This is a genomic window from Nocardia salmonicida (assembly GCF_036142455.1).
Taxonomy (GTDB): Bacteria; Actinomycetota; Actinomycetes; order Mycobacteriales; family Mycobacteriaceae; genus Nocardia; species Nocardia salmonicida.
Genome location: NZ_CP108014.1, coordinates 493,724 through 506,434 on the forward strand (window position 1 = coordinate 493,724; position 12,711 = coordinate 506,434).

The window sequence follows — 12,711 nt, forward strand, 5'->3', positions numbered from 1 at the left end:
ACAACGGACGCGCGCCGGCGGGCACCGGTGAGAGCGTTGACGTGGCCCTGTCACTGCGGACAAGATCTATCATTGATGACGAAGTGTCTGCGTGGACGAAGTGAGAGGCAAACATGTCGACACCCGACGACGACCTGAGCGCGATCTTTCGCCGATACCTGAGTTCGGTTGTGCTGCATGCTCAGGCGGGCGCGAAGGCGGTCGATCTGCACGCGACAGACCTGTACGCGCTGAATATCCTCGCGCTCGCCGGCGCGATGACACCGGGTGAGCTCGGCACCCGCACCGGACTCACCACCGGCCCGACCACCCGTCTCGTCGACCGTCTCGAGCAGGCCGGATACGTACGCCGCGCCGCCGACCCGGGCGACCGGCGCAAGGTCATCGTCGAACCGATCGATCAGCCTGCCGAGCTCGACAAGGTGCTGGCCCCCGCTCGGCGTCGCATCGGCGAGATCGTCGCGAGCTACACCCCGCAGCAGCGCGAAGTGCTCTTCGACTATTTCGAGCGCGCGGCCGTGGCCTACCAGGAGTCCGTGGCCGACCTCCGCGACTGAGCTTCACGGAGGTCGCTCGCCATCTTCGCCCGCCGCCGATCACGCGGCGTCAGGTCAGTGTCCTCGGGCGATCCACTCCGCGAGCGCGGGCCGCTCCGTGCCGATGGTGGTCGTGTCGCCGTGGCCGGTGTGGACCGTCGTCTCCTCCGGGAGCGTGAGCAACCGGTCACGGATCGAATCGATGATCGTGTCGAAGTCGGAGAACGAGCGGCCGGTAGCGCCGGGGCCGCCCGCGAAGAGGGTGTCGCCGGTGAACAGGGCAGCGAGATCGGGGAGGTGCAGGGAAACCGAGCCGGGGGAGTGGCCGGGAGTGTGCAGGATGTCGATATCGATGCCCGCCACCGTGATTCGCGCGGTGTCCGCCAAGGAGCGGTAGTCGGCGTTCGGGTGGGTCATGCGCCAGAGGGGCTCGTCGCCGGGGTGGAGGAGGACCGGGGCGTCGAGCCGCTCGGCCAGTTCCGGGGCGACGGTCACATGGTCGTTGTGGCCGTGCGTGCACAGGATGGCAGTGACCTGACGGTTGCCGACCGCGGCGGCGATGGCGTCGGCGTCGTGGGCGGCGTCGATGACGAGCACCTCGTTGTCGTCACCGATGAGCCACACATTGTTGTCGACATCCCAGGTACCACCGTCGAGCGCGAAAGTGCCCGAGGTGACGACTCTTTCGATGCGAGTCACCAGACCACCACCGAACGCAGCACCTGGCCCTGAGCCATCGCGGCGAAGGCCTGCTCGACCCCGTCGATGTCGATCCGTTCGGTGACGAACCGGTCCAGCGGCAGTCGGCCCTGGCGGTAGAGGTCGATGAGCATCGGGAAGTCGCGCTCGGGCAGGCAGTCGCCGTACCAGGAGGATTTCAGCGCGCCGCCGTGCGAGAACAAGTCGATGAGCGGCATCTCCAGCTTCATGTCGGGAGTCGGCACCCCGACGAGCACGACCGTGCCCGCCAGGTCGCGCCCGTAGAACGCCTGCTGCCAGGTTTCCGGTCGGCCGACCGCGTCGATCACCACATCCGCGCCGAAATCGTCGGTGAGTTCCTTGATCCGCTCGACCACGTCCTCGCTGGTCGCGTCGATGGTGTGCGTGGCGCCGAAATCCTTGGCCCAGTCCAGCTTTCGCTGATCACGGTCGATCGCGATGATCGTGCCCGCACCGGCGAGGCGCGCACCGGCGATGGCCGCGTCACCTACGCCGCCACAGCCGATCACCGCGACGCTGTCACCGCGTGAGACATTGCCGGTATTCATGGCGGCGCCGATCCCGGCCATCACGCCACACCCGAGCAGACCCGCAACGGCCGGATCGGTCTCGGAATCGACCTTGGTGCACTGCTTTTCGTGCACGAGGGTCTTGTCGGCGAAGGCGCCCACCCCGAGGGCGGGGGTGAGCGGGGTGCCGTCGGTGAGCGTCATCGGGACGCTGGCGTTGTGGGTGTCGAAGCAGTACCAGGGGCGTCCGCGCCGGCACGCTCGGCATTCACCGCAGACCGCGCGCCAGTTGAGGACGACGAAGTCACCCTCGGCCACGTGGGTCACGGCGGCGCCCACGGTCTCGACCACGCCGGCAGCCTCGTGACCCAGCAGGAACGGAAACTCGTCGTTGATCCCGCCGTCGCGATAGTGCAGGTCGGTGTGGCACACACCGCAGGCCTGGACTCGGACGACCACATCGTGGGGTCCCGGATCGGGAATCACGATGTCGACGGTTTCGACGGGCGCATCCTTCGCGCGGGCTATGACTGCGCGGACGGTGTCTGGCATGCGGACCTCCTCATGGTTGACGTATCGACGTCAACGCTAGCGGTGCCGCGCGCCCGATCAGTCCGGGATGGGTGGGATCTCGCCCGTCGGCGGGCCGAGTTCTTCCTTGACGTGGTGCTCGACGAGCAACGGAACATAATCGCGGATGTGTACCTTGCCGAACGCGTCGTACACGTGGTGCACGATGTCTTCGAGTTCGGCGGGCGCGATGGTCGGGTACCGAATGATCAACCGCTCGATGACCTCGTCGAGTTGGCGGTTCTCGTGAGTAGTCATATTCCGGGGTTACCCGGAGACGACGTCGATCAACGGGTCGTTGCCTACTTTTCGTCGCATCGAAGGGGTTCGGCGACGGTGGCCGGATAGCGCAGGTGCCGAAGTTCTGGCGTCACCGCCAGAGAACAGGCGCGATGGCCGCCTTCGACGTGGACCTCCGACAGCTATCCTCGCCCCATGGCCGAGGACTCGTTGTTCCTGGATCCCACGATCGGTCGACCCACGGGCAAGGTCGGATACTTCGCCGATCGGCGGGGCTTCGACCGATTCGCCGCCGCCTACGCGGACGGCATGGCGCTGCTGCCGAAACCCGATGCGATGGCCGCGATCGCGACCTCCTTCGGCCCGGTCCGCGCGTATCGATTCGGACCCGGCGGTGACATTCCCGTCGTGCTCCTGTCCGGGCGCCAGGCCTCGACACCGATGTGGCGGTCGAACCTGGCGAGTCTGGCGCAGCGGCGCACGGTGTGGTCGGTCGACAGCATCGGCGAGCCGGGCGCGAGCACCCAGCGGCGCGAGCTGACCGACGGGGCCGGCCATGCGGAATGGATAGCGGAAACGATTGCGGGACTGGGTGTTCCGCGTGCGCACCTGCTCGGCGTGAGCATCGGCGCGAACCTGGCCGTGCAGACCGCGCTGCACCGGCCCGAGTGCACGGCCTCGATCACCCTGCTCGATCCGGCCAATACCTTCGCGTCGTTGAGCTGGAAGATGATCGTCGTCTCGCTGGGCAGCGCGATCCCGATGATGCCCGCGAGTCTGCGCAACAAGCTGCTGAGCTGGATCTCCGGTGGCGTCCCGGTCGACGAGTCGGTGCCGGAAGGTCGGCTGATCGCCTCCGGAATGAAGGACTACCGGGGCGCTCAGCCGTTGTTGGCGCGCCCCACCGAGGACCAGTTGCGGGGACTCACGGTGCCGACTCTCGCCCTGTTCGCGGGCCGCAGCATCGTCCACGACTCGGCGAAGGCAGCCGCTACGGCACGCCTGATCCCCGGCGCGCAGGTGGAGGTCTGGCCGGACGCGTCGCACGCGATCAACGGTGAATACCCCGAGCGGATCGCCCGGCGATTCGCCGAATTCACCACGGGACTCTGACGGTCAGTTCGCGCCGCGCTCTACGGAGCGGGTCGCCTTGCCGTCCGGTCCGATCCGCGTCAGTACCGCGCTGATCACCAGACACCCGCTTTCGACGACATCGGTCAGCGGTTGGCGGTACTCGTCGAGCACCCACTTCTGGGCGATGATCACGATGGCGCCGACCAGTCCGAACAGCACCGTCCGCACACTGACGGCGGGATGGGTTTCCAGGTCGACGTGCGGGGTGACCAGGGCCATGCAGATGTCGACCAAGGCGTCGAGAACGCCGTAGTAGGCCCGGTCGACCGCGGGGCTCACACCGAGGATCTCGAAGAACGCGATCCGGGGAACCCGTGGGTCGTCGCGGATGAGCTGGAAGTACGCGGTCAGGCCGACGCGCACCTGGGTATCGACATCGGCGTCGGGATCACTGAGCCCGGTATGGATCGCCTCGATCATCCTGGCGGCCGTCTCGCGATACACCTCGAGCAGCAGATCTTCACTGTCGGTGAAAGATTCGTAGAAGTAGCGTTTGCCGACGCCGGCCGCCGCGCAGACCGTGGTGACCGTGGTGTTGCGGTAGCCGTCGACGCCGAAGGCCTCGGTAGCCGCTTCGATCAGCCGAGCGCGGCGTTCCTGTTGACGTTGCCCCGGTGCGGCGCCGCGGTAGCGGCGACCGTCGTCGAGTTCGGACGCTGTCACAGTGTCAATTGTTTCAGGCGGCCGCGGCAGGGTGCGCGCGGGCGCTTGATCGTGGATCGCCCAGAACATGTTCTTGCGATCGAACGTGACCCACGCTACGTTACTTCCCGGTACGGGAACGTTGTGGTTCCCGATGGTGGAGGGCTGAACCGAAGCATGATCAAACATCGTGGGCGACTGGCCGCGCTGGCCGCGTCCGTCGTCGTCTTGGCGGGCGCCGTCGCATCCGCGCCGCTCGGGCAGGCATCGCCGAACGCCGAGGGTCTCGACGCGCAGTTCGTCGCCACCCACAACGGGCCGCAGCAGTACCCCAACGTCTTCATCGAGTGGGACGTGCCGATCACGATGAGTGACGGCACCGTATTGAAAGCCAACGTCTATCACCCCGCCGGTGCGGACGGTCAGCCCGTTGCGGAGCCGACGCCCACCATCGTCAACATGACGCCCTACACCAAGCTGGTCTCCAACCTCGCCGACTCGGCGCTCGCGGTGCCCGGCCTGTCGGACCTGCTGATGCCGGTGCTGCAGAACCTGGACTTCACGCCGTTCGGTTTCAGCAGCCTCAGCGACATCATGCACGCGCTGCCCGGCGGCGCGGCGCGCACCTTCGGCGTCGATCGGAACCTGATCCGCGGCGGTTACACCCAGGTGGTCGTCGACGTGCGCGGCACCGGTTTCTCGCAGGGCACCTGGCAGGTGTTCGGTGAACGCGAGCAGATCGACGGCGTGGAAGTCGTCGACTGGGCGGCGAAACAGGGCTGGTCCGACGGCAAGATCGGGATGAGCGGCATCTCCTATTCGGGGATCAACCAGCTGCAAACCGCGCAGCGTCATCCCGAGGCGCTCAAGGCGATCTTCCCGGTCGTGCCGGGCAGCGATCTGATCCGCGATGTCGCGGCCCCCGGTGGTGCGCTCGGGATCGGGTTCATCCCGGCCTGGCTGCTCGCCGTCGACGGCGCGAAGCTGCTGCCCGACCTGATGTCGATGCTGAACGGGAAATTCGACTGGGTCTGGCTGCGCGACCGGGTGACTGATCCGTTCACCTTCTTCAACGTGCTCATCGCCGCGCTGACCACCCCGAACATCGAGCAGATCCCGCCGGAGATGGCCTCGATCCTCGACGACGAGAGCCCGCTGCGGACCGCCTGGGTCGGCGCGCCCGAACAGGTGCAGGTGCCGACCTTCCTCTACGGCGGCTGGCACGACATCTTCACCTACTCCACCCCGCGCATCTACAACGCGGTGGACGTGCCCGCCGAGCAGAAGAAGCTCATCATGGACGACGTCTACCACGTAACGGTGAGCTCGGGCCTCGGTCAGCCGGGTGCGCCCGCCCCGCTGGAATCGTTGCAGCGCGCGTGGTTCGACAAGTGGCTCAAGGGAATCGACAACGGCATCGATCGCTACGACCCGGTCACGTTGTGGCAGCAGGGAAGTAAGCAGTGGACCACCGACGTCGCCTTCCCTCGGCCCGGCATGCAGCACCGGCGGATGTACCTCGACGCGGCCTCCTCCGGCACCGCGCCGGGCGCTCGCCACGACGGCAGCCTGCGCACCGCTCCCGGCGCCGCACAGCGTCTCTCGGTGGACCCGAGCCTGATCACCATCTGCGCGCGTGACGCCGCACAGGGCACGGCCGGAATTCTTCCGCTCCCCGACGTCTGTTCGAAGGACGCCCGGATCAGTGAAGGGGCCGCGCTCACCTTCACCACGGCGCCGGTCTCGCAGCCGACGAGGATCTCCGGGCCGATCGCCGCACACCTGAACACCGTGCTCGACGCCACCGACGGCTACTGGACGGTGACGGTGAACGATGTAGCGCCCGACGGTACTTCGACGGTCTGGTCACAGGGTCAGCTGACGGCGTCGTTGCGCACGGTCGACGAGCCCAAGGCGACCCGCTCGCCGAACGGCGACTACACCGACCCGTATCCGTACCTCACCCTGGATACCCGTCAGCCGATCGTGCCCGGCGAGCCGACGACGATCGACATCGGCGTCCGCGCCACCGACGGTGTCCTGCTGCCCGGCCACCGCCTGCGCGTCGACGTCTTCGCGAGCAACTTCCCCAGCGGAATCCCGCTGCGCCCGTTGCTGAACGAAAGCGGCCTCCGCACCCAGCACCTCGAGCTGGACCCGTCCCGCCCGAGCTGGATCAACGTCCCCTTGGACACCGATCCCGGCTGGTGACATCCGGTCGACCCCGCCTCCGACCGCGCGACGGATCCTCGATCGCGCGGCCTCGAGGCGGGGTTCGCCGTTTATCCTGCGGTCGCGTGTACTTCGGGCACTCGAGTCGCATCCGCGCCCGCGCCCGCGGCCAGGTGGGCGAAGGTCACGGCGTCACGCACCGCCGCGCCGCCGTGATCGTTGTTGAAATAGACGTAGCTGTCGGCGTCGGGTGACCAGGTGTCGAGCAGCCGATGTGCCCAGCCGCTCAACGCCTGCTTGCCGTAGGACGGCAGGGGAGTAGCGCGGCCCGCGTGCAGACGTAGATAGGCCCAGTCGGTGGTCCGCCACAGCGGTGTGATCGGCCGGGAATCGCGGTCCGCCCAGGTCAGCGCGGCGCGGTGGGATCGGAGGACGGCGCGGGTCTCGTCCGTCCACCACGATTCGTGGCGCGGTTCCACCGCCACTCGCACCGAGTCGGGGAAGCAGCGCAGACAGTTGTCGAGCAGATCGGGGTCCGCGCGCAGGGTCGGTGGCAGCTGGAGCAGGATCGGACCGAGACGCTCGCCCAGCCCCTCGGTCCTGTCGAGCAGGCGCCGCACCGGTTCGGCCGGATCCCGCAATCGCTTGATGTGGGTCAGGTAGCGGCTCGCCTTCACCGCCATCACGAAGCCTGCGGGCGTGCGCTCCCGCCATGCGGCGAAGTTCTCCCGGCTCGGCAACCGATAGAACGCGCTGTTCGACTCCACCGTCGCGAACTCCTGCGCATAGTGCTCGAGCCACTGCCGCACGGGCAGGCCCCGCGGGTACAGCACGCCGCGCCAGTCGCGGTACTGCCAGCCGGACGTGCCGACGTGCATGGTCATTCGGCTTGCCTCCCTCCGGAGCGCGGGTCAGATCTCCGAACGCAACAGGGGCGCGAGTTCGCTGCTGTAGAAGTCGAGGAACGCGTCCATGTCGGGTCCCGCGTTCATCAACACCACATGATCGAAGCCCGCGTCGGTGGCCTTGCGTACCGCCTCGACGTAGCGTTTCGGATCATTGCCGCAGACAAAGGATTCGAGCATGTCGTCGACTCGCACGGTGCTGGAGGCGGCGGCGAAGTTCGCGGGATTGGGCAGCTCGCTCATCACCTTCCATCCTCCGGTCGACCACCGGTTCGTCGACAGCGCGGCTTCGGCGCCCTCGCGATCGGTCTCGGCGAAGGCGACACCCACTTCCACATAGCGTGGGCCCGAGCCACCCTCCTGCTGAAAGGTCCGCACGAGTTCGGGATCCGGCTCGGTGGCGAACAACCCGTCGCCGAGTTCGGCGGCGATCTTCGCCGCGCTGGGCCCACCCGCGGCCACCGCGATAACCGGCAGGGTCTGCGGCAGATCGAATACCCGCGCGTCCGACAGCTCCAGGAACTCGCCGTAGTAGCTGCGGTAACCGCCGCGCCACAGCAATCGGATGATCTCGAGCGCCTCGCGCAACATCCGCTGCCGGATCGCCACCGGCGGAAACTCATGGCCCACAATGTGTTCGTTGAGCCGCTCGCCCGAACCGATTCCCAGGGTGAACCGCCCGTCGGACAGCAGCGCCGTGGTGGCGGCGGCCTGAGCGATGATCGCCGGGTGATAGCGGATGATCGGGCAGGTCACGCCGGTAGCCAGCCCGATCTGCTCGGTGCGGGCCGCGATCGTTCCCAGGACGGTCCACGCGAACGGTGAGTGGCCTTGATTATCGAGCCACGGGTGGAAGTGGTCGCTCATCTCGACGAAGTCGAAACCGGCCGCTTCGGCCCGAACTGCCTGTCGAACAAGCTCTTTCGGGCCGAAAGCCTCGGCCGCCAACTTGAATCCGAGCTGCATGGCGCACCTTTCGCAGTGGGGTCAGCTGCGGCCGAGAGCGTTGGCCAATTCCTGCTTGTTCATCTTGGAGCGGCCGTCGATATTGCGGCGGCGGGCTTCCTCGTAGAGCTGATCGCGGGTCTTGCCGCTGCCCTGGGTCCGTTGGCCGCCCGAACCCTTCGTCTCGCCGTGCTGGGCGCGAGTCTTGTTCACCGTCCGCGCGGCGATCTCCTCGGCGCGTTTCTCGCCGCGGCCACGCTCGCGTTCCGATTTCTTGATGTCCTTGTACTGCCGTTCGCGCTTGTCGCTCCACGCTTGCTGGGGCATGACCTGCTCCTCCTCCGATCGGGATGTCGACTCTGATGGCCGCCTACCCGCAGATTCGCCGAGGAAACAGGAGTCCACAGCAATGCTGTGGCAATCCGCGCCTGGCACACTGTTCTGGTGGGCGCACCGAGCAGGATGGCGAACCGCGGGTGGCGGTGGATCCGCAGCGCGCCCGGTACCTACCTGTGGCTGGCCGCTCTCGCCGTGACCACGGTGATCATCGATCTGCTCCCGCCGGAGGAAGCCAGGCAATGGCTCGATCACCGGTCGACGAACCTGCACCACCTCGGCCAAGATCCCGTGCGTGTGCTGATCACCAGCGCGTTCTGGACCGACGGCAGCGGATGGCTCGCCTACGCGGTGCTGTTCACGATCTTTCACGCCAATGCCGAACGCTGGCTCGGCACCCTGCGCTGGCTCGTGGTCGTGGTGCTCGCGCACGTGGGCGCCACCTATCTCAGCCAGGGCGTGGTGCTGTGGGCGATCCGTAGCGAGGACGCGCCCGAACGGGCGATGTACATCCTCGATGTGGGCGTCAGCTACGCGTTGGCCGGTGTCGCCGCGGTGCTCGCCTACCGGTTCGTGACGCCGTGGCGCTGGGTGTACGTGCTCGGGGTGCTCGCGGTGGTGGTTCCGCCGATCTTCCTCAACCGCACGTTCACCGATATCGGGCACGCGAGCGCGGCCGCCATCGGGTTCGCCTGCTACCCGCTGACGCGAGGTCGCGGACGCCGGTGGAATCCTGGCGTACTGCTGAAACGACGGTTCGCCGCCGAGCGATGATTGCTTGTTATTAGCTGGTCAAGTCCATCTTCGTGTTTCGCTCAGGCCACCCGTCGAGGACTGGCGATCGCTGCGAGCCCCGTGCTCACTAGGGTGGGCTGGTGATCTTGCTGGCGATAGGTGTGGTTCTGCTCGGTGTGTTCGCGCTGTGTTTCCGTCAGGAGCGGCGCCGATTCAGCAACGGAGTGTTGCTGCTGCTCGGAATCCTGTGTGTCGGCGCCGCACTGATCGGTTCGGGCGTCGAAGGAGCTGCACTGGGAACTCTGGTCTTCTTCGCACTCGCGTTGTCGCCGCTGCTGGTGTTTGCCCTGGCCGGGCTGTTGATGCTCAACGGCGTGGTGATGTTGCGCCGCGAGGGCGTACGCCTGGCGAATCTGCTGTCCCTCGGTCTCGGCTTCGCGCTGCTGGTTCCGTATGTGTTGTTGCTGATGGCGGTGATCGCCGAGGGGGCGGTGTTCGGCGTGTTGCTGCTGGCGGTCGTGCTCGTCGCCGCCTATCTCGGCTTCGTACTGGTCGCGTTCCTGTTGTACTCGGTCGTTTACGGCGGGGTGACCCGTACCGACGACGCCGTCGCGATCGTCGTGCACGGCTCCGGCCTGCTCGGTGACCGGGTCCCGCCGCTGCTGGCGAGCAGGCTCGACCGCGCGCTGGGCATCTGGCGCGCCGCGCACGGCCCGTCGCCGCTGCTGGTCACCAGTGGCGGCAAGGGTTCCGACGAGAGGGTCGCCGAAAGTACCGCGATGGCCGACTACCTGGTCGAGCACGGTGTCCGCGACGACGAGATCCTGCGGGAGGACCGCTCGACGACCACCCGCGAGAACCTCCTGTTCAGCCGGGAACTGCTCGCCCGGCGCGGGGTCGACAGCCGCATCCTGCTGGTCACCAGCAATTTCCATGTCCTGCGGACCGCTGTGCTCGCCCGTCAGGTCGGGCTCGACGCCCAAGCCGTCGGCGCCCCGACGGCACGCTACTACCTCCCCAGCGCCGTCCTGCGCGAATACGTCGGGATTTTGGTCGAGTACAAGGTCGTCAATGCCGTGATATGCGCGTTGTTGGTGGCGGCGCCGGTCGCGCTGGCGATCTTCGGTGAAGCCGCTTGACAGATTTAGGTGTTACGTAAAGTTATGGATAGTTGTATCATCGGAGCTACCGAGTAGGACGCAACGGCGCGACCTGGTGCGCGGGTAACCGTGCGCGGTTGATCGAGGAGTACCGATGAAGCTATTTCCTTGGGGAAGAGAAAGTCCGGAGATCGATCCGGGCGTGGTGGCGTTGCACGCGCGCAATGTCACCTTCGACTGGTCCGGCGTCGACCTGCAGTGGATGTCCGCCGAACCCATCGCCAGTCATCTGATCAGCGCGCTGAACATGCTGCTGCCCGAGGGTGAGCGCATGTTCATCGAGACCTATCGCGAGGCGTTGCCCTACGTCAAGGACGAGAAGCTGCGCGAGGACATGCTCGGTTTCATCGGCCAGGAGTCCATGCACGCGCAGACCCACGGCAAGGTGCTCGAGGATGTCTTCACCGCGCACGGCGTCGACGCGGACCCCTACCTGCGGCAGATGGAATACCTGTTCCGCATCTCGCTCGGAGCGCGCGGCGACGATCGCGTCGGCCGCCAGATGCTGGTGGAACGGCTCGCCTTCATCGCCTGCCTCGAGCATTTCTTCGCCTGGCTCGGCGACTGGATCCTCAACGCCGACCTGGAGAAGTTCGGCGCCGACCCGCGAATGGTCGACCTGTTCCGCTGGCACGGTGCCGAAGAGGTCGAGCATCGCAATGTCGCCCACGATGTCGCGGAGTACTTCGGGGTCGGGTACGTGCGCCGGTGCGCGGCGATGACGCTGGTTTTCCCGATCTTCCTCGTGGTGTTGGTGCGTGGGGCGCGGTTCCTCGTGCAGCAGGACCCGCAGCTGTCCGATCGGGGCTACACGCGGCTGCTCGGCGGGGTGTTCGCGGCGATGTGGCGTGGTGCGCTGCCCGGCGTTCCGTCGTTGCTGGTGAGTGCGCTGTCGACCTTCCAACCCGGGTACAACCCACAATCGGTCGGCTCCACGGCGCAGGCCATCGCCTACCTGGCCGCTTCGCCGGGTGCCCGCGCGGCCGCGTCGTGACCACTCGCGACATCCCGGCCGACCTCTACGGCAAGCGTCGTCACGACCCGGCGATCAGGATCATCGATGCCGTCGCGACCGCCCGGCTGCGCTGGACCGCGCTGGTCAACCGCAATGATCTGCGACCGCGCGTCGACGACCGCCGCCTGCCCGTGGTGGTGACCGAACGCCGGATCGAAGCGCACGACCAGGACGTGGTGAGCCTGCGCCTCGAGGCACCCGACGGCCGAGTCCTGCCCCGCTGGCGGCCCGGCGCGCACCTCGACCTCGAATTGCCGTCGGGCCGGCTGCGGCAGTACTCGCTGTGCGGCGACCCCGCGGACCACCGCGCCTACCGGGTCGCGGTGCGCCGGATTCCCGGTGGCGGCGGCGGCTCGATCGAGGTGCACGACGCACTGCCGGTCGGCAGTCGATTGGTGGTCCGCGGGCCACGCAATGCCTTCCCGTTCGCGGTGCCGGGGCATGGATCGCCCTCGCGGCGACTGCATTTGATCGCCGGTGGCATCGGCATCACGCCGATTCTGCCGATGGCCCGGCTCGCGCATCGGTTGGGTGTGCCGTGGACGCTGGTCTACAGCGGACGCAGCCGCGACACCATTCCGTTCCTGGCCGAGATCGAGAGTTTCGGCGCGAATGTCGTCGTGCGCACCGATGACGAACACGGTCTGCCAGTCGCGGCGGATCTGCTGACCGGCGTCGGTCCCGGCACCGCCGTCTACGCGTGCGGCCCGACTCCGATGACCTCGGCGATCGTCACCGCGGTGCGTGAGATGCCCGAAGTGGAGCTGCATTTCGAGCGGTTCTCGCCGCCGCCGGTCGTCGACGGCACGCCGTTCGAGATCGAATTCGCCTCCAGCGGCGAGGTGGTCACCGTCGATGCCGACCGCACCGTGCTCGACACCATTCTCGATACGCGCCCCGACCAGCCCTATTCGTGCAGGCAGGGTTTCTGCGGCACCTGCGTGGTGCGGGTCCGCGCAGGCGTTCCGGATCACCGCGAGACCGTGCTCTCCGCTGCCGATCGTGCCGAGGGCGCCATGCTCGCGTGTGTATCGCGTTCCCGCGGTGAGCGATTGGTGCTCGACCTGTGAACCTTTTCGGGGACAACTCAGT

Annotated in this window: 14 protein-coding genes; 7 read left to right on the top strand and 7 right to left on the bottom strand. The window is 67.3% G+C overall.

Going from position 1 to position 12,711, the window contains the following annotated elements; translation table 11 throughout:
• Window positions 1-113 precede the first annotated feature (113 nt).
• Entirely contained in the window at window positions 114-557 is a 444-nt protein-coding gene (locus OHS03_RS02490) for a MarR family winged helix-turn-helix transcriptional regulator (protein WP_328660455.1), read from the top strand.
• Window positions 558-611: 54 nt separating this feature from the next.
• Here OHS03_RS02490 and OHS03_RS02495 read toward each other — a convergent pair whose 3' ends face one another.
• Genes OHS03_RS02495 through OHS03_RS02505 form a run of 3 tightly spaced genes read right to left on the bottom strand, consistent with a single transcriptional unit; the run spans window position 612 to window position 2,593 of the window.
• Window positions 612-1,238: an MBL fold metallo-hydrolase gene (locus OHS03_RS02495; protein WP_056821261.1), complete on the bottom strand. Its 627-nt coding sequence runs from the start codon at window positions 1,236-1,238 to the stop codon at window positions 612-614.
• A complete protein-coding gene (locus OHS03_RS02500) occupies window positions 1,232-2,317 on the bottom strand; it encodes an S-(hydroxymethyl)mycothiol dehydrogenase (RefSeq protein WP_328660457.1) in 1,086 nt (361 codons plus the stop codon). Before OHS03_RS02500 ends, OHS03_RS02495 begins: the two co-directional genes overlap by 7 nt.
• 57 nt (window positions 2,318-2,374) lie before the next feature.
• Window positions 2,375-2,593: a three-helix bundle dimerization domain-containing protein gene (locus tag OHS03_RS02505; RefSeq protein ID WP_056821259.1), complete on the bottom strand. Its 219-nt coding sequence runs from the start codon at window positions 2,591-2,593 to the stop codon at window positions 2,375-2,377.
• Window positions 2,594-2,770: 177 nt separating this feature from the next.
• Here OHS03_RS02505 and OHS03_RS02510 point away from each other — a divergent pair, with 177 nt between their 5' ends.
• A complete protein-coding gene (locus OHS03_RS02510; RefSeq protein ID WP_328660458.1) occupies window positions 2,771-3,688 on the top strand; it encodes an alpha/beta fold hydrolase in 918 nt (305 codons plus the stop codon).
• Between the two features lie 3 nt (window positions 3,689-3,691).
• On the opposite strand, the gene OHS03_RS02515 is transcribed toward OHS03_RS02510, so the two are convergent.
• Window positions 3,692-4,372 carry a TetR/AcrR family transcriptional regulator gene (locus OHS03_RS02515; RefSeq protein WP_328660461.1) on the bottom strand — a complete coding sequence of 227 codons (681 nt, stop codon included), beginning with the start codon at window positions 4,370-4,372 and terminating at the stop codon, window positions 3,692-3,694.
• Between the two features lie 156 nt (window positions 4,373-4,528).
• Between OHS03_RS02515 and OHS03_RS02520 the strand changes: the two genes are divergently transcribed.
• Entirely contained in the window at window positions 4,529-6,562 is a 2,034-nt protein-coding gene (locus OHS03_RS02520) for a CocE/NonD family hydrolase (RefSeq protein ID WP_328660462.1), read from the top strand.
• 71 nt (window positions 6,563-6,633) lie between these two features.
• Here OHS03_RS02520 and OHS03_RS02525 read toward each other — a convergent pair whose 3' ends face one another.
• Genes OHS03_RS02525 through OHS03_RS02535 form a run of 3 tightly spaced genes read right to left on the bottom strand, consistent with a single transcriptional unit; the run spans window position 6,634 to window position 8,700 of the window.
• Entirely contained in the window at window positions 6,634-7,407 is a 774-nt protein-coding gene (locus OHS03_RS02525; protein WP_328660465.1) for a DUF72 domain-containing protein, read from the bottom strand.
• Window positions 7,408-7,434: 27 nt separating this feature from the next.
• Window positions 7,435-8,394: a TIGR03557 family F420-dependent LLM class oxidoreductase gene (locus tag OHS03_RS02530; RefSeq protein ID WP_328660467.1), complete on the bottom strand. Its 960-nt coding sequence runs from the start codon at window positions 8,392-8,394 to the stop codon at window positions 7,435-7,437.
• 21 nt (window positions 8,395-8,415) lie between these two features.
• Entirely contained in the window at window positions 8,416-8,700 is a 285-nt protein-coding gene (locus tag OHS03_RS02535; RefSeq protein ID WP_328660469.1) for a plasmid stabilization protein, read from the bottom strand.
• A gap of 117 nt (window positions 8,701-8,817) precedes the next feature.
• Between OHS03_RS02535 and OHS03_RS02540 the strand changes: the two genes are divergently transcribed.
• The 4 genes from OHS03_RS02540 (at window position 8,818) to OHS03_RS02555 (ending at window position 12,689) form a co-directional block, all read left to right on the top strand.
• On the top strand, window positions 8,818-9,483 hold the full coding sequence (locus tag OHS03_RS02540) for a rhomboid-like protein (RefSeq protein WP_328660472.1): 666 nt from the start codon (window positions 8,818-8,820) through the stop codon (window positions 9,481-9,483).
• 101 nt (window positions 9,484-9,584) lie between these two features.
• The gene (locus OHS03_RS02545) at window positions 9,585-10,583 is read left to right on the top strand and encodes a YdcF family protein (protein ID WP_328660474.1); all 999 of its coding nucleotides are present in this window, start codon (window positions 9,585-9,587) and stop codon (window positions 10,581-10,583) included.
• A gap of 115 nt (window positions 10,584-10,698) precedes the next feature.
• Entirely contained in the window at window positions 10,699-11,598 is a 900-nt protein-coding gene (locus OHS03_RS02550; RefSeq protein WP_328660476.1) for a metal-dependent hydrolase, read from the top strand.
• Complete coding sequence (locus OHS03_RS02555) at window positions 11,595-12,689, top strand: PDR/VanB family oxidoreductase (RefSeq protein ID WP_328660477.1); 1,095 nt, start codon at window positions 11,595-11,597, stop codon at window positions 12,687-12,689. The genes OHS03_RS02550 and OHS03_RS02555 overlap by 4 nt, the downstream gene beginning before the upstream one ends.
• The last annotated feature ends 22 nt before the right edge of the window (window positions 12,690-12,711 follow it).